Consider the following 24439-nt stretch of genomic DNA (forward strand, 5'->3'; position numbering starts at 1 on the left):
AAGAGGACTTTATGAATTTGCTGCTGCTGGGAGCTACCGGACGCGTAGGACGGTATATATTAGATTATGCGTTAGCGGACGGTCATACCGTTACGGTCCTTGTTCGTTCACCGGACAAGTTGGAGGATTACATACCTGGATATGGGAATCAGCTGCAAATCGTACAAGGCGATGCCACTAATGGAGAGGACGTAGCACAGGCGCTGAAGGGTGGGGCGACGACTGTGATCAGTGCGCTGAATACGGATGGAACGACTACCTTATCCGTTAATATAGCCCTGCTGATCCGGCTCATGCAGGAACAGTCCATTTCTCGGCTCATTACGGTAGGAACGGCAGGAATTTTGCAAAGCCGGACCGAACCGGACCTGTATCGTTACGAGTCCTACGATACCCGACGACGCAGCACTCGTGCGGCCCAGGAACATCGGCGAGTGTACGAATTGCTGCGTGAATCGGCACTAGACTGGACAATCGTATGTCCAACCTATCTACCGGATGGAGCGCGGACAGGTATTTATCGCGTGGAAAAAGATTTTTTGCCTGAAGGTGGCTCACAAATTACCACCGCGGATACGGCTGATTTTACCTATCGGCAATGCAAGAGTTACGGATTTATCCGTACACGGGTAGGCATTGCCTATTGATCGTGGAACACCCAACATAGCTTCATTTTTAAGCAATCAACCAGAGCACGGTAAGTGTATCTACTTATTGTGTTTCTTTTTTTATTTGACAAATACTCAGGCTTAGAATACTATGATTCTTAACGGAAACACCGTTTCCCGAAAGTCTTGTGTAGTTCTTTAATTTATTATAGTAGCAACAAGCAACAGTTTTTAATAAGCCAGGATTTTGCAAAATCCTCAAGCAAAAGGAAGTGCATTCAATCATGTCCGAGCCATCGCCTCCCTATAAAACCTATTCGGAAGTGAAGCAACAGCAGCAGCAATTGCTACGTAAAAATGTCATCGATGCCGCATGCATCCTTCTTGTGGAAGAAGGGCCTGAGGCTGTGACCGTACGGCGAGTTGCGCAGAAATTAAGCTGTTCCACCAAGATCATTTACAATATTTTTGGCAGTAAGGATGGTCTTGCCAATGAGATGTACCTGGATGGATGTCGGCTATTGGCTGAAACCTTTCAGCAAGTACCTGTTACCGAAAGCGTACTCGCTGATCTGGAAGCTCTATGCTGGGCGTACTGGGAATTTGCACAGCTCCATTCAGCCTATTATAAAATGATGTTTGGCGGGGCATTGTCTGATTTCAAGCCGGATGAACAGAGCTTGGAGGGGACCACAACGGCACTGTCACGAATTCTGCAAACCGTCATACACGCTATGGAGCAGGGAGCATTGAAAGAGCATGATCCGTTGCTGGTTGTCCGGATGTTTTGGTCTGCTTTACATGGGGTCATACATCTTCAGTTTGCAGGTCATTTTTCAGATGTAGATATGGCTCAAGGGGTGTATGCATTTACACTGAAGAATACGCTCGTAGCATTTAAAACATCCTCATCCCCATCGTAAAAATGAAGTGTACTGAGGTCGTCATAGTAGATGACTTCAGTTCATTATAGAGTAGTGGTAACAATGTTTCTAGAATAAAACAACGATACTATGGAGGTTATCATCATGTTTATGTACGCAAACAAAACAGCTCTGATCACAGGGGCATCATCCGGTATTGGCGAGGCATTTGCCTATTCGCTCGCAGCTAAGAAATGTGACCTCATTTTGGTAGCTCGGAATGAAACCAAATTAGAAGCGCTGGCCAAGGAGCTCATAGCTAAATATAACGTAAAAGCAACAGTGATTGCGCTGGATCTTTCCACACCCGGAGCATCCCAGACATTGCATCAGGAGGTTCAAAAACAACAGCTAAAGGTAGATCTCCTGATTAACAACGCGGGTTTTGCCACCTATGGATACTTTGAGCAGGTTTCAGGAGAACGACAGCATGAGGAAGTGATGCTCAATGTGGCTGCTTTAGTCGACATCACACATGCATTTATGCCTGATTTATTGCGTAAGCGGGATGGGGGACTCATCAATGTTTCTTCCACAGCCGCATTTCAGCCCGATCCTTATATGGCCGTATATGGAGCAACCAAAGCATTTGTGCTTTCTTTTACTGAAGCGTTATGGGCCGAAAATCGGAAACGGGGGCTTAAAGTTCTGGCCCTTTGTCCAGGCTCAACAGAAACGCCGTTTTTTGATATTGTTGGCGCAAGTGAAGCGTCAATTGGAATTAGGGAAACTCCCCAAACCGTTGTGAAGAATGCGTTGAGAGCATTTGAAAAGGGACGTAGTCACATCATTTCCGGTCGCCAAAACTATTGGGTAGCTCAGGTGTCCCGGTTCTTCTCTCGTCAATCCACGCTGGGAATTGTAGAACGTGCACTGCGTCCACAAAATGGATTGTAATTTATGAATGAAGGTAATCTGAGCTTGAAATGTTAGAATGGCAATGAATAAGCTGTGAGTATTATGCACCGGGTCTGATCGTTTATAGCTCGACTTGAATCAGACCCGGTGTTCCTATTTGTATAGATCAAGCGCTTAGATCCTATTCTAGTCCTCGGGAATATAGTAAAATTCCATCCCGTTTCTCCCAGCCATTAGCTGACCAGAAGCGTTGACCCCCTGCGTTATGCTCCATCACAAACAGATGACATTTATCAATGCCTTCTCTCAGCAAAGCAGATAACGCTTTATCCACCAATCTGGGCGCGATCCCTTGACCACGATGTGCTGCAGCTACACCCAGATGATACAGAAACCCCCTGCGACTATCGTGGCCCGCTAAAATCGTGCCTATGATGTTTCCGTTGTACTCACAGACAAAGCTAAGTCCTTCGTTCCGTTGTAAAAAGCGTGCAATTCGCTCCGGTGAGTCGGCCTCGCTTAATCCCAATCCGTCTAAGCCATTCCACAGCTCAATGGCTTGATCATAATCATTAGCCTGCATCGTACGGAATGCATACCCTTCAGTAATGTTTGCCATGTCTAGTTCTCCTCTAACCCTTATATATCTGTTATATTCCCACGCGTTGTTTGTTATTTAGCATGTTGTTTAACGTGTTGTATTCGGTGCGCTTTCTTCCCCAAGCTCCTGCTCACGCTCTGCCTGTTTGCGATGGGCGATACGGCTGCTGGCCGAAGCTGCGATAGCGCCCACAATGTCGTCCAGGAACGTATGGATCGGCCCGAGGCTTTTATCATTCAGGCGTTCCAGCACACCTGGTTTGAGTTTATCGACATAACCGTAATTGGTGAATCCAATGCTGCCGTACACATTTACAATGGAAAAGGCCAGAATTTCATCCACCCCGTATAATCCCTCATCATTTTCAATCATATCCTGCAATGGGGGAAGAAGAGCGCCCTGTTCTGCAAGGATATCCAGTTGGATGCCCGTGAGCACGGCATTTTGAACCTCGCGCTTCATCAGTACCTTGTCCACATTCTCCATACATTCTTCCATCGTTAGGGTTGGGTAATATTTTTTCTGTAAAAGCATGACCAGTTCTGCGATTTCAGTCATGTTAACGCCACGCTTGTGCAGCCACTCGCGGGTGGCATCAGCTACCTTTTTACTGTTCAGGCTGTAAGGTACTTTTTTCTTGTCCATAAAATTGAAGTTACCCTCCTCGTATAGATCCTGATTTCTACTGCAATTATGACCAGTGTGTCCAGTCTGCTGAAAAAGTAGTTATTTTTTACGCGAGGCTTGTATACATATTAGTACAATCTGTACAAAATTGTTAGGGAGGAACTTCACTTATGAATATAAAACACCCATGGCGTATGACCTCTGTAGCTGGACTGCTATCCCTACCCCTGTTGTTGTCAGGCTGCAGCCTTTTCGGCAACGAATCGGCATCCATTGACCCCCCGCCGTCCACGACAGAGCAGTCCATGATTAAGGCTGTAACCGGAAAAGCACCTGCCAGTACAGGGCAACTGAGGGCTGTTTTTTTGCAAGATCATAACGGTTTGCTGGCCCCGGTATCTTTACCGATGGCTACAGGGGATGTACAGGCAGATGCCAAGTCGGCGCTGGAAGCCCTGGTTGAGGGGGGGCCGTATGCCGGATTATTGCCAGAGGGATTTAAAGGTGTAATTCCCCAAGGCACGGAAGTGAAAAGTGTGACAGTGGACAAGAACAACAAGCTGGCTGTTGTCGAATTCAACAAATCTTTCGCCAACTATAAGCCACAGGATGAACGAAAATTAATGGAGAGCTTGACCTGGACCCTGACCGACCGTCCTGATATTGAGAGCGTACAGATCTGGGTGGAGGGCAAAAAGCTGAACGAAATGCCTGTTGGCGGCACACCGCTGGATCATCCGTTGACACGTGCAGTAGGTATTAACTTGGAGATTGGTCATGGCGTAACACCACTGGATTCTAGTCCAGTCACTGTGTATTTCTCTTCATCTTCTCCTGCTGGAGTTCAATACTATGTACCTGTAACACGGTTGGTCAGCCCTGAAAAAGATCGTGTCCAGTCAGCACTGCATCAATTGATTCAAGGGCCGCAGACCAAAGATGGGTTACAAGAAGTGATGACAGGAGAGACGGCACTGAAATCAGTAGAACGCTCCAAAGACAACGTCATTACGGTATCGCTCTCGGATGATATGTTTGCTAAGGGAGAAGCCGTGCCTGCTGAATTTTTGGAATCGGTTGTGCTGACAGCGGCAGACAATTCAGATGATGCAGTCAAAACAAAAATTCGGATTGAACTGAATGGTGAAAAAAGCGTGATTGGACAAAATAATCAAAATTATGGAGAGCCTGTAGCCAAGCCGCAGCATATTAACGAAATCCCTCTTTAAGGGCGTGTTCAAAAGTCGGCTTTTCAGGACCGAGAAGATTGGATGAAGCTAGGGACTGAGTAGCGGAGCGTAGACAGATCTACGTGAGCAACGGAAGGCCCGGCTGAATTCAAGATTCGACGTTGAATCCGCTTCTTGATTAGCTTCGTCATGGAAAGACGACTTTTTGAACAACCTCTTTAAGGGCGGGAATCGTCCTTGGGGTGCTTTTGCCTGCACACTTTGGTAAAATAAACATATAAGAACAGGTTGCATACGACGTAGGAGGAAAAAGCATGAGTAGATCTAACGGACGAAACGGTGATGAGCTGCGCCCGATGAAATTGACAGCAGGAGTAAATAAATACGCGGAGGGCTCTGTTTTTATAGAGGTTGGCGAGACGAAAGTCATTTGCACGGCTACTGTAGAAGAACGCGTCCCCCCCTTTATGAAGGGACAAGGAAAAGGCTGGGTAACCGCAGAGTATTCCATGCTTCCGCGTGCGACTCATAGCCGTAATCAGCGTGAAGCTGCGCGTGGCAAGCTGACAGGCCGTACCATGGAAATTCAGCGTCTGATTGGAAGAGCATTGCGTTCGGTGGTCAATTTGCAGGCGCTTGGTGAACGGACGATTACGTTGGATTGTGATGTCATTCAGGCGGACGGCGGAACACGTACAACCTCAATTACCGGTTCTTTCGTAGCGTTGGCGATTGCGGTCAATAAAATTGCTACCCAGCACAAGCTGCCTGTTTTTCCAATTACCGATTTTCTGGCTTCCGTCAGCGTAGGGGTTGTAGGTGAAAAAGCGTTGCTGGATCTGAACTATGAAGAGGATTCCAAGGCCAAAGTGGACATGAATCTTGTCATGACTGGCAGTGGAAAATATGTCGAGCTGCAAGGTACAGGTGAAGAAAGCCCATTTGACCGTAACGAATTGGATCAACTGCTTAGCTTGGGCGAACAAGGGATTCTGCAAATGATTGAGCGCCAAAAAGAAGTACTTGGACCGATTGCTGATAAGATCGGTGCTGGACGTACAGGAGCTGGCGCCTAATGCAGCTGGATGGCCCGGTCGTCATTGTCGCTACGAAAAATAAAGGAAAAGTGCGGGAATTTGCGCATGCTTTTGCGCCGTTTGGCAAGGAAGTCAGAAGCATGTACGATTATCCCGACATTCCTGATGTCGTTGAAGATGGCAAAACCTTTGCCGAAAATGCACTGAAAAAAGCTAAAGCGGTTGGAGATGTGCTCGGATTGCCCGTGCTGGCCGATGATTCAGGCCTCTGCGTGGACTTGCTGGACGGTGCACCGGGGGTATACTCTGCCCGTTATGCTGGAGAAGGTGCCAGCGATCACGAAAACAATATTAAGCTGCTCGACGTTCTGGAATCGAAGCAGCTGGGTGATGATACGGGACAGCCTTTGCTTAGCCCGGCTCAATTCGTCTGTACCTTGATTCTGTATAATCCGCAGACTGGCGAGACGCTGGAATCGACAGGTTCCGTGGAAGGCTGGATTACTACTGAAACCGCCGGCAGCGGTGGGTTTGGGTATGATCCGCTGTTTTATTTGCCAGAGTTTGAGAAGACAATGGCCGAGCTGACGTTGGAACAAAAGCAGGCTATCAGTCACCGAGGGATAGCTCTGCGTAATTTGGCAACAAAGCTGGGTAATCCACAGGCATAGCATTGGTAACAGGGGCGAAATCATCCCCCATTCACATAACGAAAAAAAGGCTATCCGTCAGCCATAAGCTGCGGATAGCCTTTTTGTGTACTTTCTGTTCCCCATATAGTACACAGCGAAAAATTGCCGCTGCCGCTTAGAAGCTCTATTGCTTCAGCATTCAGCGTAGCTTATCGAATCGCAACCTTGTAAGTGCGCAACCAGTTATCCACTTGAGCCAAGTAGGCGAACAACTGGGGACCCGACATCAGCTGACCAAACCAAGGCAGATTGGTGGATGCCTCCGGTGAGGCGGCAATATCACGTACCTTTTGCGCATCGATCAGCTTGAGCAGTGGGGAAGAGGAATCATCCAGCAGCTGCAGCGCCTGCTTTTTCACAGCGGCAAGATAGGAAGGATTATGCGTTTTAGGATACGGGCTTTTTTTGCGATACAGCACATCATCCGGCAATACACCCTCCAGCGCCTTGCGTAAAATACCTTTTTCACGTCCGCCTGTCATCTTGATACTCCACGGAATGTTCCATACATATTGTACCAATCGATGATCGCAATACGGCACCCGCACTTCCAGTCCGGCCCCCATACTCATCCGATCCTTGCGATCCAGTAGAGTAGGCATAAAGCGGGTGATGTTCAAATAGGACATGACGCGCATTTGCGCAGCTTTTCCTGTTTCCCCCGGTAGCTTCGGCACTTCTCCTACCGCTTCTGAGTAGCGATCGTTCAAATACTCCAGCGGCTTGATCCAGTCCCGTACCTCGGGAGACAACAGACTGGCTCTCATATCGGGTGCAACTGCCCACGGGAATGTACCTGAATTCAGCATATCCTCCCGGTGGAACCAAGGATATCCGCCAAAAACTTCATCCGCAGCCTCGCCGGAAATAGCGACCGTAGCTCCTTTTTTAATCTCCCGGCAAAAGAGATATAGCGACGAATCCACGTCCGCCATTCCGGGTAAATCCCGCGTTAGCGTGGAGTTGTTCAGAGCTGCTACGACTTCTGGCGTATCGAATTCAATCCAGTGATGATTTGTCCCTAATTCATCCACCATCCGCTGAATCCAGGGGGCATCGGCTCCGGGTTGAAACGCATGGGCTTTAAAATGCTTGTCGTTATCCACATAATCGACCGAATACGTATGAACTTGTCCCTGCCCGGTACGCTTGTAATAATCGACAGCTAATGCGGATAGAGCGCTTGAATCCAGCCCGCCAGACAATAAGGTGCACACTGGAACATCCGAAATGAGCTGCCGCTCCACCGTATCCAGCAACAGTTCTCTTACCTTAAGTGCCGTTTCTTCGGTGTTATCCTCATGCGCAATGCTTTCCAGTGTCCAGTAGGCATGGATGCGCACGCCGTCGCGGCTGTAGGTTAACGTATGCCCGGGGCGTAGCTCCTTCATAGACGAATAGACGCCGTGTCCGGGGGTACGTGCAGGCCCGATGATAAAAATTTCGGCCAATCCCTCGGCGTCCACTGCTGCCTCTACCGCTGGATGCTGGAGCAGTGCTTTGGGTTCTGAGCCAAATACGAATACTTCTTCGGTTTGGCTATAAAATAGCGGCTTCACTCCCAGCCGATCCCGTGCCAGAAATACCTGCTCCCGCTCGCTATCCCAGACCGCAAATGCAAAAATGCCGTTTAACCGATCCACACATTCAGGGCCCCATTCGATATAGGATTCGAGCAGTACCTCCGTGTCGCATTGTGTACGGAAAAAATGCCCGCGCTGTTGCAGCTCTTTTTTCAGCTCAGGCGCGTTATATATTTCCCCGTTATATACAATCGTATAAGTGATATCCTCCAGCTGCCGGATCATGGGCTGAGCGCCATTTTCCGGGTCCATAACACTCAATCTTCGGTGTCCGAAGGCACACGGGTTGGATATCCAGGTACCCGCAGCATCCGGTCCGCGATCGGAGAGCGTTTGTGTCATATTCAGCAGCAGCTCAGATTGATGCATTAAGTCTCCGTTCCACTGTATGAAACCTGTAATTCCGCACATGTCTGTTCATCCTCTCTTTGTCGTGTTCATCCAGTGTTGGAATGAATCAAAAACTAAATCCCCAGTTCATCAGTATATATGCCGAAAAGAAGCATAAAATGTCTGTCCGTTCCGAAAACTACAGATGGGGCAACCCGTCTACTCGCAAGGAAGGAGGGAGACCATGTACTACATCAAGGATGCTAAAATACGCCGGTTCACTGAACTTGACGGAGTGCGCTGCGCTGAGGTAGAGGTGCGGCCCGGTGCTGCAGATGACCCGGAACTGCTGGTCTATATTACGGCCAAGGATCAGACGGATGGTCAGCATGACTATGACATGGTACGGATCATCCGCAATGACGCCGATCTGGAGCTGGATTGGTACGACAATAATCTGCATTCGGCATTTGAGGAAGTGACAGACAAGGCTTTTACCGACTCTACACACATTACTGCTGGTGAGGAGCGAGAGAAGTTTAAAAAAGAATTGCTCTCCTATGGGCAGCTCAGCACAGAGTTCGCCAAGGAGTTCGGGGCATGAGGATATGGTGTGCTATGCCTCGGCTTTTGTTGATTTGGGCCCCGGCGCCATCGCCGGATCAGCGTGAAAGGAGGGGGAAATCATAGACGGCAAAGCGAATTATAAGAAAAATAAAGGCAGCAGTTATATTCATAACAATGAGTTCGCGGAAGAAGTGCTGGAGAAAAACGTAAGACATGAAGTACGGAGAAGTCCTAAACGCTTTGGGAATAAATAAGCAGCCATTGAACCAAATAGCAGCAGCAACTCATCAAAAATGACCCTTAAGAAGCCTCCGTATCCCGCCAAATTAGCGGTATGTAGGAGGCTTCTTTTTGAACTAAGCCGCTTCACGCAGCGTCATAATCCCTTTGTAGATGTTATAAACAAAAACCCCGAGATAGACCACTACGAATAGCAGTACAAACCCGATCACTGAACCTGCATGATTCGCCGTAATAATAAAATACACGAGCGGAATTGCCGCAATAATGGGGAAAATGTGCGATAAAATAGCTTTTTTTGCATGTCCCTGAACATATTCGTCCCGTACTGCAATCCACACAATGACAGGCACTAAAAAAGGTGCGAAGAAAATGCTGAAATAACAAAGTGACGACAAAAGACCTCTCACGGATTAACCCCTCCTTTATGCATGGTTCTTTGTACATAATACCCCGTTAGCGTCCAAATGATTCCTTTTGCAGCCCACTTCGCTATATCATGAAAAAATGCTTTTGACAGTTGCTCGAAATGTGATATAATAATCAATGCGCTGAATACATAAGGTTTTATTGATCACCATCTTGTCCCAGTAGCTCAGCTGGATAGAGCAACGGCCTTCTAAGCCGTCGGTCGGGGGTTCGAATCCCTCCTGGGACGTCGAAGCGTTCAGATATGTAAAGTTTGAACGAAATTAAAAATGCTTCAAATCCTTGATATATAAGGGTTTGGGGCGTTTTTTTTTCTTTTATTGGGGTTACGATAGAAAACGTTAGAAAAAGGTGTGATTAATACACCTGTTTACACAAATTATACACACGATTTTTACACGCTATATAAACTAATACCCCTAATAGCACGCCTGTTGAATAACCACAAAATGGCAGAAAAAAGATCGTCTTTTCTGCAGAATCGTTGGTACCATCCAAACGAATCCGAAAGAAGACGATCTCATGAAAAATTCTATCACGATTACATCTATCCTTCAATCCATGCTGACTCCTGAAGAAGTTCAAAGGGTTGTGAAGTTAATAGGTTATGAAGACAAAGCCCGCAAGTTTACGGTGTACCATTTACTCCAATACTGATGCATGGCTGCGTTGGAACAATGGGGTAGCTATCGATCCATTGGGCTCCTTATCACGGAGAACGTGCAGGTATTAAACTTCATGTCGCTTTACGAGCAGAAAATGGGCAACCCCTTCAGGGGGTCGAAACAGATCAATAAGGCTTGATGGCAGATTGAAGTCTTCTTTCGTTGGATCAAGCAACATTTGAATATTCCAACGCTGTTCGGTACGACTGAAAATGCGGTCTAAGGGCAATTATTCTGTGCTCTAATCGTCTATGTCCTGCTCAATTGGCTATTTGTTGCTGCTCAGACTTCATGACCCCAACATGCCGTTCTTTCCTTTGCGCGATTTTCTCTTCTATTTCTTCTTCAAAACTACCTGTTGAATGGCTGATTCAGATTCGGCGCGTTCTTCTTCAGTGCACCTCTTGTTTCATGAATTGAGTTACTTATTTTGGTTATTCAACAGGCGTGGCAGAATCTAAAAGTATCTATAATCATAAAAGATTTATTCCACTTTTAGATAAGGATTGAGAAGACCATTTCAGCTAACTGCGGCTTTAGTTTAATAACAATCTTCCATAAAAGAGCGCGATTCTATAATAAGGATCAGTTCGTTTTCATTAAAGGGCCATATTATATTTTTTAATTTAAGTGAAACTGCCTAAAAAGTATGTTAATATCAGATTTAACAGACAGACAAACTAGTATTTATAGAGGCGAAATTATGAAAAAATATAGAATATATCAAGTAGACTCATTTACAAAAAATAGATTTCATGGTAACCCTGCTGGGGTTGTTCCAAATGCAAATGGACTTACAGATGAGCAGATGCAGAGAATTGCAAGAGAATTAAATAATTCGGAAACTGCATTTATTTTTGAAACAGATTCTTCAAATTATGATGTTGAAGTAAGATTTTTTACTCCAACAACAGAGGTTCCAATTTGTGGTCATGCAACAGTAGCAGCGCATTATATTTATGCAATTGAGAGAAAAGCTGAAACTGGAAGAATTATTCAAAAAACAAAAGCAGGTATATTGCCTGTTGATGTTATAAAGTATGAAGATGACTATTCTATTGTAATGACACAGGGAGAACCTTCTGTATCAGAGCCTTTAAATGATGAAATAAGAAGTCAGATTGCAAATGCGTTAGGTATTTCTTGTAAAGATATTTGCATGGAATATCCAGTTGCAATATCTTCAACAGGTCATTCTAAGGTAATGGTTCCGATTTACTACAATGAAATACTACATAGTTTAAAACCTGATTTGCAGAAGCTTACAGAAATCAGCAAGCATATTGGATGTAATGGATATTATGTTTTTACATTAAATCCACAAGAGGATATATTGGTTCACGGAAGAATGTTTGCTCCTGCAATTGGAATAGCTGAAGACCCGGTGACAGGAAATGCAAACGGACCGCTTGGAGCCTATTTGGTACACTATAACATTTTGCAAAATGAGAATGAGCAGTCTTTTGATTTTGATATTTTACAAGGTGAGGCAATCAAAAGAGAGGGAACAATGCATGTTCATGTGAAAAAGGAACAGGGAAAACCCGTATTAGTTCAAATTACGGGGAAAGCGGTTATTGCTTTTTCAACGGAGATCATACTTTAAAAAAGTCTAACAAATTTATCAATAAGCTTAATGACGGATTGTCAAGCCAAGTACAAACCAATAACACCAATGTCCCAGCAAGTACTCCTGGGACGTATAGCAAAAAGCTTCCTACATGTAGGAAGCTTTTTTGTGTTCCAGCAGGATGATTGCTGCTAGCTTTATACCGTCGTCTTCGCTTTATGAGCAAAGAACTGCGGCAGATGCTCTTTGTGTGCTTCTAGTAATTCATCCAGTACGGTTTGAGCAATATCCCCGCTTGGCACGAGCGGATTCAGGGTGAAGGCTTGTAGTGCGGTTGCATAGTCACCGGTGACCGCCGCTTCAATCGTCAGCTCTTCCATTGCCTTCATCACTTGTAGCAAGCCCCGCTGTGCAGGTGGGAATTTGCCAAAGTTGACAGGTTCGGCACCATGGGCGCGAATGACACTAGTCACTTCGATGGCACTATCATAAGGAACATCATCAATCGCACCATTGTTGCGTGTACTAACGACCATCAATGTGCCTTTGTTGTTATAAATGGAATTAATGATTTCGCAGGCTGCATCGCTGTAATGCGCACCACCGCGTTTGGATAGTTCCTCTGGTTTGTAATCCAGATTCGGATCTTTATACAGTTCGAACAGACTTTCTTCCAGACGTTTGACTACTTGGCCCCGAGTTCCTTCGTTTTTGGCTTCCTCTAATTCTTCCTTGAGCATATTATCCGTCATATAGTAATACCGATGGTAAGGACAAGGCAGCATTTTCAATTGACGAACTTGATCATACAGGAAGCGCATGTTCTTAATATTTTCAACGACTTTCTCTGGCTTTGCACCCGGAGCGTACAGTCCTTCAATAACTTGCTCTGTTAATTCGGCCCCTGTTTTGTCATAAACTTTGTGCCAATGAAGGTGGTTAATTCCTGCAAATTTAAAGAACAGCTCTTCTTCCGGTTTGTCCAGCACAGCTGATGCACTCTTGATCGCGCCGATTGGAACATTACATAATCCGATGACTTTATCCCACTGACCATAACGAAGCACGGCTTCGGTGACCATACCCGCAGGGTTGGTAAAATTAATCAACCATGCATTCGGACATAGTTCTTTCATATCTTCGACGATACTGAGGATAACGGGTATGGTGCGAAACGCCTTGAACATTCCTCCGGCCCCATTGGTCTCCTGACCGATCATGCCATGTTTTAACGGAATACTTTCATCCTTAATCCGGGCTTCCAGCAAGCCTACCCGAAATTGGGTCGTTACAAAATCGGCGTCCTTCAACGCTTCCCGACGATCCAGCGTCAAATGTACCTCACAATCAATGCCTGCGGCCTTCACCATCCGTTTGGCCATAGCACCTACGATCTCCAGTTTTTCACGTCCTGCCTCAATATCTACCAGCCACAATTCCCGAATGGGAAGCTCTGCATAACGTTTGATGAAGCCTTCTACTAGTTCTGGTGTATAGCTGGAGCCTCCGCCAATGGTTGCAATCTTTATGCCTTTTTTCATAGTTAGTGCCTCCTAAGTATGTTTTGTAAACCGCTTTCTTAAGCACAAATTCACTGTAATCCCTGTAATGCATTACAGGTCAAGCGCTTTTAAAAAACTTATTTTGGGAGGTGACAATTATAGGGCGGACACTACGAACATGCTAAACACGAACATGCTAAAATAGAAAGAACGAGGTGAGAAAAATGGCGAATATTCATGAAATTGCAAAGCTGGCGGGGGTATCCTCGGCTACGGTATCCCGTGTCATTAACAACCATCCGTACGTGAGTGAACCCACAAGGCAGCGTGTGCAGGAGGTCATAGATCGGCTGGATTATGTTCCCAATTTAAATGCGGTATCTTTAAAAAAGGGTATGACCAAGCTCATAGGGATTATTTCACTTTCTTTTAATGATTCATTGGGTTTATTTGTGCGTGGATTTACAATGTATGCCCAGGAGCATGGCTTTAATATAGCGCTGTTTATTACGAATGGGGAGAAAGGAAGAGAACTTGAAGCGCTGGAAATGTTGCGGAGAAAGCAACTGGACGCCTTGGTCTGCATGATTCGCGTCAATGAGTGGAGTGTGATTGAGCATTATACAAAATATGGTCCGATTGTGACCTGGCAGCGTGTAAACATTGAGGCAATCCCGTCTGTATTTATGGATCAGTATCAGGGCTATACGCTGGCATTGGAACATTTGTACGCTCGAGGATATCGGAAAATTGTGAATGTGTTCGGCAGCATGCGGGGATTGAATACAAAAGAACGCATTCGAGCTTATCATGACTTTTGTGAAAAATATGATTTGGATGCTGAGGCCTTCCCGCATTTTTATGATTTAAATTCAATAGCAGCTGGTGAACAAATAGCTCATTGGTGGGCAGAACGAGCACAAACTGACAGGCCGGACGCCTTTGCCTGTTCTACCGATTATTTGGCAGCAGGTCTTTTGACTGAAGCACGGAGACTCGGTGTTTCTGTGCCAAGCGATTTTGCAGTAGTAGGCTTTGATAACACCGAAATATCGCATTTGCTTGATTTGACAACGATTCATTACCCGATAGACAAGCAAGCTGAGAATGCGTTCATTATGATTCGAAATGCCCTCGAAGGGCTGGATGAAACGATACATCATCTGGAATTCAAATTAGTAGAGCGAGCGACCACCTGATTCCAAAAGGGACTTCATGTTAGTGGTTATTAATTTCCATATTCAAGTTTATATAGTAGGAATAATGGAAGAAAAATGTTGACACATGTTAAAACATGGTGAATAATTTGAGGTGAAAGTATAAAATTTGGATTTTTTGTATGAAGGGTGGTTATGACTTGGGACATACACCTACGATTTTGACGAAGTTAGAGGATTATTTAGGGGAAAACAATTTGACGCTGGCACAATTTGCCGAACATTCAGGTGTTCATCAAAGAACACTTAATAATTGGATTGCCAAGCATCGTCCTGTTGCTATACATCAGCTTGATCGAATCACTTGGGCTATGGGACTACCAGAAGGTTTTTTTTACGAACTATACATAGATAACTACATCATTGAGCGTTCCCCGGATTGGAGGCGAATTGAGCCGTTGTTGTTTCGCTGTGCGGAACTGGACAAGTTGGATGCTATCCAGCTTGTAGTGGGACATATTATGGACAACCTTCTATATTCCCCAAAGTTATTTGATGCAGCAGAAAAATTATTCGCACAAGGTCGGCACAATGCTGCATTGTTGCTCTACGAAGGGATTGCGGAAGGCGAGAAGTACCAGCATTCTGAACGTTTGGCTATCTGTCAGTATCGTCTGTTTACCATTCAGGTGGGTAACAATCAGATCCGAAATCTCAAGGCGGCTACACGATTTGAACCCTTTGTCGAACGTCTGAATGAAATAGATCAACTCGATGCGTTAAAAGATTTGGCGAATGTGTATCGTTCTCTGCGTGAATGGGACAAGCTCGATGCAACTGCTCGAAAAATGAGAGCCAAAGCGGAGATCCAATATTCTTTGAAACATCAACAGAAAAAGCGAGAGTGGGAGGAGTCTGAAAAGAGGCTGAGTCGCCCGATGTTTGTGTACATTACCTATGCTGATTTACTGTGTGCGAGTGTCTGTGAAGCCCAAGGCGATTATCAGCAAGCATTACAATTTACAAATGCCTACGCAGATTTAGATTGGGTGATCGAGACAGACCAGAAAACTCAACACTGGGTCAACTTGTTCAAGCATTGGGCAGAAGGTAATACTTATGTAAATAAACTCCTATCTGGAGATACGAATGTGCTTCCTCATTATGTTGAATATATTGCATCCACATCAATCACTACCGAGAATGAAAAGCTATCCAAGTTGCTGAACGTTATGATAGCTGCTAACCGATATGCAATAGATATCAATGATGTCCTTTCACGTTTTGAAGTGGAGATTAATTCTTTTGCTCTGCTATCACAATCTACTGATATGTACACCCAACAAGTGATGCCGGATTATTTTGCATGGTTTGGTTATGAACTGGCTTATTACTATTTAAGACGGGGAATGTTCAATGATGGCTTTAAACACTTAATATATGCATTGGTAAAAGCCCACATACTAAATAATGAGACTTATTTTATAAACTGTACGGGACTTTTTGCACATTTCCAAGCACATGCGCTTCCCGAAACAAGGGAAGAGTATTTCAAACTATTAGAAAAGGTGTGGTTAGACAATGTTGAAAAAAATGATTCTGCTGGTCAGCGCAGCTAGCTTCTTGTTTATTTTATCAATGCCTGTTCAGTCGCATAACCAAAATCAAAGAATAACGCCTCAAGTACAAATTGGAGGTGCTTAAAACGGTTAGGTTGTATGTTCTAATATTCATTGAATCTTTTTATGAAAAAGAGCCTCGGTCCCGCTTTATTCGGGGGGACGGAGGCTTTTTTACGTGGATTTTGGGGCTTTGCTGTTTATGCAAACTTTTGTGATGTTCTTTTTTTGTTAGGCGCATCATTTGAAAATCCAAAAAACGTCTTTTTGTTATAAAATATGACATATAGGAGGGATCATGCTGATGAATCAAAGTGTGACTTTACTTTGTGTCGAAAGGGCTAGGAAGAAACTGTACCAGGTCCAGAAAAAGTATGGATTTTTAACACATCCCAAAGTAATAGAACAATCTAAAAAGCTGGATGATCTGTTGAATCAATATCAAACATGTAGATCGGATCATTGAGAAATGAGACCATATTTTTCTTTAATTCCTTGACCGCACCTCTAACCTGCTCTGTCTGTGTCACGGCTGAAATCACCGCTACACCATCTGCACCTGCACGTGCGACTTCCTTAACACGGTCCACTGTAATACCTCCGATTCCAACAATCGGCACATCAATTCCCGCTTTACGCATCTCATATAAAATTGCCGGTCCCTGTACGGCATGGGCATCATCTTTCGAGATGGTGGGATAGATGGGCCCGACGCCGAGATAATCAGCACCTTGCAGGATGGCTCGACGTGCTTCCTCAATGGTATGGGCGGAGACGCCTAAAATTCGATTTCCGATTCGCTCGCGGACGGAATCGGCGGATTCATCGTCCTGACCGATGTGAACACCGTCGGCGTCCAGTTCAAGAGCCAACTCCACATTGTCATTGATGATGAAGGGGACACCAGCGTGACGGCACAGTTCCTGTAGCTGGCGCGCGAGTTCGAACATAGGAACGCCCGTTAACGCGCCGAGACCCTTTTCTCGGAACTGGACCATGGTTGCCCCGCCAGCCAGAGCCTCCTGCACGACCCAGCCTGGTTCCGCGAGGCAATTCACGCTTCCAAGCACCAGGTATATCTGTAGATGGCGGCGCACCACCTCTGACAATATTCTGCCGCTCATAGAAGCATCTCCTGACGACGTCGGTAGGCCCAATGATTGGTTGGGCCGTGTCCCTGTCCCAGAGACAACGTATCCTCAATCGCCGCCTGGATGAAGGCTTTACCATTCGAGATAGCCTCCGGTACAGACATCCCTTTCCCTAATTCCGCGGTAATCGCTGCCGAGAAAGTGCACCCTGTTCCGTGTGTATGGACAGTCCGTACTCGCTTGCCGCTCAGCTCTATAAAGGCGGTTCCGTCAAAAAGCAGGTCAACAATTTGTCCGCTGCTCTCGCTCTCGTCAGCGTGGCCACCCTTGATCACAACGAATTTTGGTCCCATACTGCTAATATGTCTCGCAGCCTCGCGGCGATCCTCCATCGTATGGATACTTATCCCTGTCAGGGCTTCCGCCTCCGGGATATTCGGTGTAACGACCAGTGCCAAGGGGAGCAGGTCGTCCTTCAAAGCCTGCACCGCTTCCAGTTGCAGCAGTTCAGCGCCTCCCTTGGCAATCATCACGGGATCGACGACGACCTTTTTCCAGCCGAACTTTCGGATCTGCTCGCTCACAAGACGGATGATGCCGGCATTAAACAGCATACCAGTCTTCAGGGCATCCACTCCAAGGTCTAATCCTACGGCTTCGATCTGTTCTGCTGTTGCTTCCTCTGGTAGCGGATATACGCCGTGGACTCCTAAGGTATTCTGTACGGTAACGGCTGTAATAGCCGACATGCCGTACACGCCAAGTTCTTGAAAGGTTTTGAGATCAGCTTGAATTCCAGCCCCGCCGCCACTGTCCGAACCAGCAATCGTCAGCGCTCTGGGTACACGAACGTCTGTCATCGCGCACCACCTGCTGCTGTTGTTCCGGCTTCATGGATCGAGACATGCCCCTCTAGTGAACCTGTATGCAGTTTGGCCAGCTCGTCGAGAAAGGCAATCTGGAAGCTGCCGGGCCCCAGCTCTGCGGTACGTGCTGCGGCTCGAGAAGCTGCTGCACCGTAAAATGCCAAACCTGCTGTACCTGCGAGCAGCAGGTTGGGTTCAACAGCTGCAAAGGCACCTAACACAGAGGTCAGCAGACAGCCTGCTCCGGTTACCTTCGTGAGGAGCGCGTCTCCGCCGCTAATCATTCGTGCTTCGGCCCCATCGGTGATGACGTCCTCTTTTCCAGTAATGACAACCATCGTATTGAGCGTTCGAGCAGCCCGAATTGCCAGATCGACATGGTCGCTGTCAGCACTGTCACCGGCATCTACGCCTTTAATCTCACGCGCTTCTCCAACAAGATGTGCGACTTCGGCTGCATTGCCCCGCACCAATGAGATTTTGACTTCACTCAGGATTCGCAGTGCCGATTCAGTTCTAAAGCTCGTTGCTCCCGCACCGACCGGATCTAGCAGCACCGGAACACCGTGTGCATTCGCCGATTGTCCAGCAATGATCATGGCATCCACCAGTTCGCGGTTCAGTGTACCGATGTTTAACACGACGGCGCCTGCTATTTTTGCCATATCTGCTACTTCCTCAGGTGCATAGGCCATCACCGGGGAGGCGCCCAATGCATACAGACCGTTGGCCGTAAAGTTGGTGACTACCACATTGGTCATATTGTGAACGAGGGGTTTGCTGTTTTGTACCTTCGTCAGGAGATCCGAATAACTTTTTTTCCATGTACTCATAATGATTATCCTCTCTATAGTTGGTGGTTCAACAGGGCATTAACCGTACTTCACGCATCGAATCGCCAGGCTGACTATTCCAAGACCGCTGCCTGCATCTGGACCGGCCATTCTTCCTGCTTATAAGCCATATCCCAGAACTTATATTCCAGCTGGCAGCTCAGTATAAAATGCTCAATCATCCGCTCCCGCTCAGCAGCCGTTGCGTCTTTCGCCCAAGCATCTACACGTTCTCGGAACTTGAGTGTTGTATCATCAAGCTGGTCTCCATAGAAGCCAATCCATTCATAGAACGGATGAGACTCATCCGGCTTTACTTCATCCAGCAGCCTGCGACCAATCTCGGCATACGTCCACATACATGGCAGCAGCACAGCCAAGATCTCGCCCAGGCTACCCTCATGCGCAACCGTCAGCATGTGACGGATATAGTGATGAGCCGACGGAGCGAGCGGATATCCCTGCAACTCTTCATAGGTCACCCCTGCGACAGCACAGAAATTTTGATGCGGATGAACCTCGCTGTGGAGAATAAAAGAGATTTGTTCATTTAATACAGCCATATCCTCCCGATTGGTGCATTTGGAGATTGCGATGCCGTATATCCGCATGTAGGCGTTCAAATATTCAAAGTCCTGTTTTACATAGTGAATCAGCTGTCCCCTTGTCAAACTTCCTTCAGCAATACCTCTCACAAAGGGATGCTCAAAAATCGCTTGAAAAATGCCGTCCGCCTGCCGACGGAGTTCTTGTGTAAAACTCAATTTCGCCACCTCCATAAAATTGAAGAGCAAGAAGTCCTGTAAGAATATAATTCCGGAACAACGCTAAAAAGCCGCCCCAGAAAAATGGAGCGGCTTCAACAATAGGCCCAATACGCAAAAAACGCTTGAAACCTTATATACGAAGGCTCCACTTTCCTACGCTAGTACGAACTAGATCAGGTTCAAAGGGTCCAAGATACGTTCTTGTCTCAGCCATAGCGGCTCCCCTAGTGGACTTCTATTCTTTTGACTATTACTGTACATACGTTCATACGCTATGTCAAACATGTCTATCTGGTCAAGGGCCAAACGACAGAGCTGAAGTTCGCTTCCGAGAGGGAAAAAGGCGCTGGAGAAGATCAGTTCCGTCTACACGAAGGAATTCGCGGCAGGCTCCAATGTCTAAATAATCAGCATTTATACCAATAGAGAAATCAGTACTGGGAGTGTAACGAGCGATATGACAGCACTGATGACAAAGGAGGAGGCTGTTTCTGATTCCAGGCTTTCAAAACGGGTGGCGATCATAGCAGCGACTGCTGAACCCGGGAAGGAAACGAGCAGAACTGCCTTCACAGTATCTGCAGACGACAGACCGCATAGGTAGGCGATCAGCAGCATTAATAAAGGCTGTACAATTGTTTTTAACAGTGCGATGGCAAAGGCACTTACACTAAAACTAATGTTGCGTACGCCAATGGTCACTCCGACAGCGAATAAAGCGGCCCCGGACGTAATGTCTCCGATTTGATTCAACGATTTGTTCAACAAATCCGGTGAATGGAAGCCGAACAAGGTCAAAATTACACCAATCAGTGGAACCAGCGCCAGCGGTTCTTTTAATCCATGAAGAATGGAGTCCCAGATTAACCTTCCGAGGTGACCGTTCCGTTCTTTGCCTGAATTCCTGCTGGCTACGGTAGCTATAATGGTAGCCGCCGGGTCAAGGACGGCATTGACTACGATCCCGGTAAGCGCAATCGGAATGGCGACAGCAGCGGAACCGTAGATGGCTCCAAGCACAGGAATGCCCATAAAAGCAAAGGTCGGCTGTGCCGAGTTCAAAGCAAACATGGCGGCATCCTTGACCGACTGCTTCCCCGCAAAGCGGGACAGTAGAAGGAGAACGGTAAAAAAGCCGACAATGCCAATGAACAGGGCCAGCAGGAATGGCCATTGCTCGATGAGCGCTTTCCTGTCCGTTGTCGTAATACCGATGAATAGATGCGCAGGTAGTGCAAATTTGGTAACGAGCGCATTTAGGGTTTTGGAGGAAGAGGCATCAAAGCTTTTGTAATGCCCCGCTAACCACCCTAAAATAATAACGAAAAAAATCGGCACCAAAATATACAAGATATGTCCGACACTCATAGATTGATTCTCCTTGCTTGAACTGACGTATTCTGCCTGTCTGAACAAGGCAATCTCCTTCTTAAATGGAGCATTAGTGAGGGTGATGTATTACGCTTTCCACTGCTTTGACCTTGACATATTCCGGTTTCCACATTGCATCCCGTATAGCTTGTTCAACATTTGAAATGTGTGCCTGAGCTACCTGATCCTGAATCGCTGCTTTCGCTACCGCAACCGCAACAACGTACGAAACATCACGTAATTTTTGGATATGAGGGAGCAACGCACCGCCAGGCTTATTCGAATCTACGCCATTGGCAACGGCATCTGCTGCGGCTGTAAACATCGCAGGGGTAATCCTTTTGGCTTTAACCACAATCGCACCCAGACCCAGTCCCGGGAACACAAAGGCATTGTTCGCCTGTCCAATTTCAAATTTCGTACCGTTATAAGTGACGGGGTCAAAGGGGCTTCCGGTAGCAATTAATGCCTTGCCATCGGTCCACCGTATTAGATCCTCAGGTATAGCTTCTGCAAGATTTGTAGGATTGGACATGGGCATAATGATCGGGCGTTCTACATGCTTCGCCATCTCTTTGATGATCTCTTCAGAAAAGGCACCGGCTACTCCAGAAGTTCCGATTAATATGGTAGGCTTCACCTGACGGATGACCTCCAGCAGCGGTATTTTGCCGTCATCCGACCGCGTCCATGAGCTGACTTCCTCTTTTTTACGTACATACGGTTTCTGATAATTCAGGACATCTTCCATATCGTCCGTTAACAGCCCGCGGTAATCAAAGGCCCAAAAGGACTTGAATGAATCTTCCGCGGAAAGGCCGTCCTCGATCATAGCGCCCCGAATTTGGTCAGCGTTACCGATCCCTGCTGCTCCTGGGCCGAAGACAAGTACCTTTTGCTCACGCAGCGGAGTCTTGGTGACACCCACCGCCGAAAGAATTGCAGCCAAGGTCACCGCTCCTGTACCTTGTATATCATCGTTGAAGGTGAGTATACTTTGACCGTATTTTCCTATAATATGGCGTGCATTTACGCTACCCACATCTTCCCAATGTAAAAGCGCCTTCGGGAATTGCGCTAACGTTTTGCTGATAAAAGTATCAATAAACTGGTTATAGGCTTCTCCGCGAACCCGTTTATGGCGGTTTCCGATGTACAGTGGATCATTCAGCAACTTTTCATTATTCGTACCTACATCCAGTACAATGGGCAGCACCCGCCCGGGATGAATGCCTGCCGCAGCCGTATACACTGCAAGTTTGCCAATAGCAATGTTAATCCCCCCGACACCCCAGTCCCCAATCCCCAAAATACTTTCGGAATCCGTTACGACGATCAGATCCACATCTTCACCACTCAAACCGGAATTATAAAACGCTTGTCCAATACCGTTCGGGTTATCTATCGACAAATATACGCCCCCAGGGCGGTTGTACTCGTGACTATATTCTTGAATCGCGGTTCCGACGGTCGGTGTATAGACTACGGGTAGCATTTCACTTAAATGATCGGTTAGTAGCCGATAGTAGAGGACGACATTTCGGTTGTGGAGGTCGTTGAGAGAAGCATTTTTACGTAGCATGGTAGGTTGTGCGAGAAATTGCTGATATGCTCGTACGCTCTGTTTCTCCAATGAAAGGACGGTGGGAGGAAGGATTCCATCCAAACCCAGTTCTTTGCGTTCTTCTTCTGTAAAAGCAACGCCTTTGTTCAAAAGGGGATTTGCCAACACATCCTTCCCCCGTAAAGGAGTAGATAATGACCCATCGCGATTGACATAAAATGCTTCCATAGAAAGACCTTCCTTCTGTTCATTTACATAACTATTCATAACGAAAGATGACATGTTATCCATAGTATGGACGTGCCAATTTGTTTTATTCGTTTATTTATATATGACAAAATAACCATATTCATTTCTTTCTATTGATCTAAAAGGACCAACTTTCGATATGGATTCGCTAACTAATACTAAGGATTTTGGTTCTAATGAATCAGGTCTAAATACTCTGTTTTTATCAAATATGAAAATCAGTTTTTCTTCTCTTATTCTCTTATATATCATGGAGTGTCAGCTATTTTGTTAAGAAAATATGAAGTATTTGGACATTAATTTAATCCCTATAAACAAACATTCTTAATTCTTTTTCAACAAAATAGAACTATTCGGAGGAAAAGGAGAGGTTTGTGTGCAGGGACCTATAGCCATTTTTAGCGATAATGACAGGGCTATTGATTATCCCAATGTAATTTGTTTTTACCAATATATACAGTGCAAGGACACGGAGGCAGCTTCAGTCTACGAGAACGCATGTTGCTGCTTGATTGATTATAGGGAGCCGGGGGAGGCGGTGCGGAAAGCCAATCAGATCCGCAGCCAATTTCCGCAAATGCCATTGTTACTGGTGACGGATGTAACATTTCCGTTCAGTGATCAGCATATGGTGCAAATCACCGGAGTAGGCCGTTTGCGGCTGCTATTTTGGCAAGCCAATGACACCGAAGAAATGCTTTCGGAAATACAAAGCTTGCTCTATCCCGAGTATTCGACCAAAAGCCAACATATTGCATTTATCTTGTCTGTATATAACGAAGAGCAACGTTTTGTTCATGTCAAAACCTTTGCTGAACGACTGCAAGCCTTTATCCGCAGCCATATTATTGAAGGTTCGATTTATCTCATTGATGATGGCAGCCACGATGGCACCCATGCCTTGATTAAAGCGCTGGAGGCAGCAACGGACTTGTCCGTAAACCGGATTAATCAGAATCTTAGTCCGCTGCTTCAAACAAGGGAATTGGGACGCAATACACGTAAGGCAGGGACGTATCTGGAAGGGATGCGGACCATTGGTGCGGATTACTACGTATTTGTGGACGCGGACGACTCTTTTTTTATTGAGGATATTGCCAGAATGATTAATGTTGTTCAGCAGGGCTATTATGATGTCGTGATCGGAACCAAGGATATGACCGCCGAGAATCGATCTTTATTGCGATCTGTTGTCAGCTTTGGTAAACGGGTCATTTCACGTCCTTTTTTACCCACAGGTGTGGTGGATTCGCAGACTGGGCTTAAAGTGATGAGTTCGGTTGCAGTGAAGCGGATGTTTCCACATTTAAAGGAACAGCTCGGATTGGCGCTGGATCTGGAAATGATGTTTATTGCCAAGCGGCTCCAACTCCGTGTACTGCAATTACCCGTCAAATGTATTGACCGCGATGGCTCGCACATCCATGTCTGGAAGGATTCTATTCGTTTTTTGCGCTCCATCATTGATATTTGGCGACTGGATCGGAGGGTGAGATAACA

At 46.2% G+C, this 24439-nt stretch carries 24 protein-coding genes, 1 tRNA gene and 1 riboswitch; of the genes, 14 read left to right on the top strand and 11 right to left on the bottom strand.

The window, feature by feature from the left end:
* The first annotated feature begins 11 nt into the window (after positions 1-11).
* From JOD82_RS17835 to JOD82_RS17845, 3 genes are all read left to right on the top strand, one after another.
* Entirely contained in the window at positions 12-647 is a 636-nt protein-coding gene (locus tag JOD82_RS17835) for an NAD(P)-dependent oxidoreductase (RefSeq protein WP_069011034.1), read from the top strand.
* A gap of 245 nt (positions 648-892) precedes the next feature.
* A complete protein-coding gene (locus tag JOD82_RS17840; RefSeq protein WP_029518356.1) occupies positions 893-1531 on the top strand; it encodes a TetR/AcrR family transcriptional regulator in 639 nt (212 codons plus the stop codon).
* A gap of 105 nt (positions 1532-1636) precedes the next feature.
* Positions 1637-2428, top strand: coding sequence for an SDR family NAD(P)-dependent oxidoreductase (locus tag JOD82_RS17845; RefSeq protein WP_165148718.1), 792 nt, complete (start codon positions 1637-1639; stop codon positions 2426-2428).
* A 142-nt stretch (positions 2429-2570) separates the two neighbouring features.
* On the opposite strand, the gene JOD82_RS17850 is transcribed toward JOD82_RS17845, so the two are convergent.
* A complete protein-coding gene (locus tag JOD82_RS17850) occupies positions 2571-3008 on the bottom strand; it encodes a GNAT family N-acetyltransferase (protein WP_069011036.1) in 438 nt (145 codons plus the stop codon).
* Positions 3009-3077: 69 nt separating this feature from the next.
* A complete protein-coding gene (locus JOD82_RS17855; protein WP_069011037.1) occupies positions 3078-3635 on the bottom strand; it encodes a phosphatidylglycerophosphatase A family protein in 558 nt (185 codons plus the stop codon).
* 152 nt (positions 3636-3787) lie between these two features.
* On the opposite strand from JOD82_RS17855, the gene JOD82_RS17860 reads away from it, so the two are divergent.
* The 3 genes from JOD82_RS17860 (at position 3788) to JOD82_RS17870 (ending at position 6515) form a co-directional block, all read left to right on the top strand.
* Positions 3788-4846, top strand: a complete 1059-nt coding sequence (locus JOD82_RS17860; protein ID WP_069011038.1) for a GerMN domain-containing protein — start codon at positions 3788-3790, stop codon at positions 4844-4846.
* Positions 4847-5121: 275 nt separating this feature from the next.
* Positions 5122-5883: a ribonuclease PH gene (gene rph / locus JOD82_RS17865; RefSeq protein WP_013311675.1), complete on the top strand. Its 762-nt coding sequence runs from the start codon at positions 5122-5124 to the stop codon at positions 5881-5883.
* The gene (locus JOD82_RS17870) at positions 5883-6515 is read left to right on the top strand and encodes an XTP/dITP diphosphatase (RefSeq protein ID WP_165148721.1); all 633 of its coding nucleotides are present in this window, start codon (positions 5883-5885) and stop codon (positions 6513-6515) included. Before rph ends, JOD82_RS17870 begins: the two co-directional genes overlap by 1 nt.
* A 170-nt stretch (positions 6516-6685) precedes the next feature.
* On the opposite strand, the gene asnB is transcribed toward JOD82_RS17870, so the two are convergent.
* A complete protein-coding gene (asnB, locus tag JOD82_RS17875; RefSeq protein WP_209949753.1) occupies positions 6686-8530 on the bottom strand; it encodes an asparagine synthase (glutamine-hydrolyzing) in 1845 nt (614 codons plus the stop codon).
* Positions 8531-8693: 163 nt separating this feature from the next.
* On the opposite strand from asnB, the gene JOD82_RS17880 reads away from it, so the two are divergent.
* Entirely contained in the window at positions 8694-9053 is a 360-nt protein-coding gene (locus tag JOD82_RS17880; RefSeq protein WP_013311672.1) for a hypothetical protein, read from the top strand.
* Positions 9054-9372: 319 nt separating this feature from the next.
* On the opposite strand, the gene JOD82_RS17885 is transcribed toward JOD82_RS17880, so the two are convergent.
* Positions 9373-9666, bottom strand: coding sequence for a magnetosome magnetite crystal formation protein family (locus tag JOD82_RS17885; RefSeq protein ID WP_016324668.1), 294 nt, complete (start codon positions 9664-9666; stop codon positions 9373-9375).
* A 174-nt stretch (positions 9667-9840) separates the two neighbouring features.
* Between JOD82_RS17885 and JOD82_RS17890 the strand changes: the two genes are divergently transcribed.
* The 3 genes from JOD82_RS17890 (at position 9841) to JOD82_RS17895 (ending at position 11956) form a co-directional block, all read left to right on the top strand.
* Positions 9841-9914: transfer RNA gene (locus tag JOD82_RS17890), tRNA-Arg, on the top strand.
* Positions 9915-10207: 293 nt separating this feature from the next.
* Positions 10208-10342, top strand: a complete 135-nt coding sequence (locus JOD82_RS29535; protein ID WP_280921453.1) for a hypothetical protein — start codon at positions 10208-10210, stop codon at positions 10340-10342.
* Positions 10343-11053: 711 nt separating this feature from the next.
* Positions 11054-11956 (top strand): PhzF family isomerase, encoded by a 903-nt coding sequence (locus JOD82_RS17895; protein ID WP_245249077.1) that lies wholly within the window; start codon positions 11054-11056, stop codon positions 11954-11956.
* 161 nt (positions 11957-12117) lie between these two features.
* Here JOD82_RS17895 and JOD82_RS17900 read toward each other — a convergent pair whose 3' ends face one another.
* On the bottom strand, positions 12118-13461 hold the full coding sequence (locus JOD82_RS17900; protein ID WP_209949754.1) for a 6-phospho-beta-glucosidase: 1344 nt from the start codon (positions 13459-13461) through the stop codon (positions 12118-12120).
* A 185-nt stretch (positions 13462-13646) separates the two neighbouring features.
* On the opposite strand from JOD82_RS17900, the gene JOD82_RS17905 reads away from it, so the two are divergent.
* The 3 genes from JOD82_RS17905 to JOD82_RS17915 all read left to right on the top strand — a co-directional run bounded on the left by JOD82_RS17905 (position 13647) and on the right by JOD82_RS17915 (position 16664).
* On the top strand, positions 13647-14621 hold the full coding sequence (locus JOD82_RS17905) for a LacI family DNA-binding transcriptional regulator (RefSeq protein WP_209949755.1): 975 nt from the start codon (positions 13647-13649) through the stop codon (positions 14619-14621).
* 158 nt (positions 14622-14779) lie between these two features.
* Positions 14780-16198, top strand: a complete 1419-nt coding sequence (locus tag JOD82_RS17910; RefSeq protein WP_209949756.1) for a helix-turn-helix domain-containing protein — start codon at positions 14780-14782, stop codon at positions 16196-16198.
* A gap of 298 nt (positions 16199-16496) precedes the next feature.
* A complete protein-coding gene (locus JOD82_RS17915) occupies positions 16497-16664 on the top strand; it encodes an aspartyl-phosphate phosphatase Spo0E family protein (protein ID WP_080682975.1) in 168 nt (55 codons plus the stop codon).
* Here JOD82_RS17915 and thiE read toward each other — a convergent pair.
* From thiE to JOD82_RS17945, 6 genes are all read right to left on the bottom strand, one after another.
* Positions 16609-17322: a thiamine phosphate synthase gene (gene thiE, locus JOD82_RS17920; RefSeq protein ID WP_209949767.1), complete on the bottom strand. Its 714-nt coding sequence runs from the start codon at positions 17320-17322 to the stop codon at positions 16609-16611. The two genes, JOD82_RS17915 and thiE, sit on opposite strands and share 56 nt — an antisense overlap.
* Positions 17319-18149: a bifunctional hydroxymethylpyrimidine kinase/phosphomethylpyrimidine kinase gene (gene thiD, locus JOD82_RS17925; RefSeq protein ID WP_209949757.1), complete on the bottom strand. Its 831-nt coding sequence runs from the start codon at positions 18147-18149 to the stop codon at positions 17319-17321. Before thiD ends, thiE begins: the two co-directional genes overlap by 4 nt.
* Complete coding sequence (gene thiM, locus JOD82_RS17930) at positions 18146-18988, bottom strand: hydroxyethylthiazole kinase (protein WP_209949758.1); 843 nt, start codon at positions 18986-18988, stop codon at positions 18146-18148. The genes thiD and thiM overlap by 4 nt, the downstream gene beginning before the upstream one ends.
* Before the next feature lie 74 nt (positions 18989-19062).
* Complete coding sequence (gene tenA, locus JOD82_RS17935) at positions 19063-19752, bottom strand: thiaminase II (protein WP_209949759.1); 690 nt, start codon at positions 19750-19752, stop codon at positions 19063-19065.
* A gap of 136 nt (positions 19753-19888) precedes the next feature.
* A riboswitch (TPP riboswitch) is annotated at positions 19889-19991 on the bottom strand.
* Between the two features lie 178 nt (positions 19992-20169).
* Positions 20170-21123 (bottom strand): AEC family transporter, encoded by a 954-nt coding sequence (locus JOD82_RS17940; RefSeq protein ID WP_029518371.1) that lies wholly within the window; start codon positions 21121-21123, stop codon positions 20170-20172.
* A 73-nt stretch (positions 21124-21196) separates the two neighbouring features.
* Positions 21197-22918, bottom strand: coding sequence for an NAD-dependent malic enzyme (locus JOD82_RS17945; RefSeq protein ID WP_209949760.1), 1722 nt, complete (start codon positions 22916-22918; stop codon positions 21197-21199).
* A 397-nt stretch (positions 22919-23315) separates the two neighbouring features.
* On the opposite strand from JOD82_RS17945, the gene JOD82_RS17950 reads away from it, so the two are divergent.
* The gene (locus JOD82_RS17950; RefSeq protein ID WP_029518373.1) at positions 23316-24437 is read left to right on the top strand and encodes a glycosyltransferase; all 1122 of its coding nucleotides are present in this window, start codon (positions 23316-23318) and stop codon (positions 24435-24437) included.
* Positions 24438-24439 lie beyond the last annotated feature (2 nt).

This window comes from Paenibacillus sp. 1182 (assembly GCF_017833915.1).
Classification (GTDB): Bacteria; Bacillota; Bacilli; order Paenibacillales; family Paenibacillaceae; genus Paenibacillus; species Paenibacillus polymyxa_D.

Excerpts from the sequence above, each read along its gene's own strand:
- thiM (WP_209949758.1), bottom strand. The coding sequence starts at position 18,988 with ATGAGTACATGGAAAAAAAGTTATTCGGATCTCCTGACGAAGGTACAA.
- rph (WP_013311675.1), top strand. The coding sequence starts at position 5,122 with ATGAGTAGATCTAACGGACGAAACGGTGATGAGCTGCGCCCGATGAAA.
- asnB (WP_209949753.1), bottom strand. The coding sequence starts at position 8,530 with ATGTGCGGAATTACAGGTTTCATACAGTGGAACGGAGACTTAATGCAT.
- JOD82_RS17840 (WP_029518356.1), top strand. The coding sequence starts at position 893 with ATGTCCGAGCCATCGCCTCCCTATAAAACCTATTCGGAAGTGAAGCAA.
- JOD82_RS17845 (WP_165148718.1), top strand. The coding sequence starts at position 1,637 with ATGTTTATGTACGCAAACAAAACAGCTCTGATCACAGGGGCATCATCC.
- JOD82_RS17945 (WP_209949760.1), bottom strand. The coding sequence starts at position 22,918 with ATGGAAGCATTTTATGTCAATCGCGATGGGTCATTATCTACTCCTTTA.
- JOD82_RS17850 (WP_069011036.1), bottom strand. The coding sequence starts at position 3,008 with ATGGCAAACATTACTGAAGGGTATGCATTCCGTACGATGCAGGCTAAT.
- JOD82_RS17915 (WP_080682975.1), top strand. The coding sequence starts at position 16,497 with ATGCTGATGAATCAAAGTGTGACTTTACTTTGTGTCGAAAGGGCTAGG.
- JOD82_RS17900 (WP_209949754.1), bottom strand. The coding sequence starts at position 13,461 with ATGAAAAAAGGCATAAAGATTGCAACCATTGGCGGAGGCTCCAGCTAT.
- JOD82_RS17940 (WP_029518371.1), bottom strand. The coding sequence starts at position 21,123 with ATGAGTGTCGGACATATCTTGTATATTTTGGTGCCGATTTTTTTCGTT.
- JOD82_RS17860 (WP_069011038.1), top strand. The coding sequence starts at position 3,788 with ATGAATATAAAACACCCATGGCGTATGACCTCTGTAGCTGGACTGCTA.
- thiD (WP_209949757.1), bottom strand. The coding sequence starts at position 18,149 with ATGACAGACGTTCGTGTACCCAGAGCGCTGACGATTGCTGGTTCGGAC.
- thiE (WP_209949767.1), bottom strand. The coding sequence starts at position 17,322 with ATGAGCGGCAGAATATTGTCAGAGGTGGTGCGCCGCCATCTACAGATA.
- JOD82_RS17870 (WP_165148721.1), top strand. The coding sequence starts at position 5,883 with ATGCAGCTGGATGGCCCGGTCGTCATTGTCGCTACGAAAAATAAAGGA.
- JOD82_RS17880 (WP_013311672.1), top strand. The coding sequence starts at position 8,694 with ATGTACTACATCAAGGATGCTAAAATACGCCGGTTCACTGAACTTGAC.
- JOD82_RS29535 (WP_280921453.1), top strand. The coding sequence starts at position 10,208 with ATGAAAAATTCTATCACGATTACATCTATCCTTCAATCCATGCTGACT.
- JOD82_RS17905 (WP_209949755.1), top strand. The coding sequence starts at position 13,647 with ATGGCGAATATTCATGAAATTGCAAAGCTGGCGGGGGTATCCTCGGCT.
- JOD82_RS17855 (WP_069011037.1), bottom strand. The coding sequence starts at position 3,635 with ATGGACAAGAAAAAAGTACCTTACAGCCTGAACAGTAAAAAGGTAGCT.
- JOD82_RS17835 (WP_069011034.1), top strand. The coding sequence starts at position 12 with ATGAATTTGCTGCTGCTGGGAGCTACCGGACGCGTAGGACGGTATATA.
- JOD82_RS17895 (WP_245249077.1), top strand. The coding sequence starts at position 11,054 with ATGAAAAAATATAGAATATATCAAGTAGACTCATTTACAAAAAATAGA.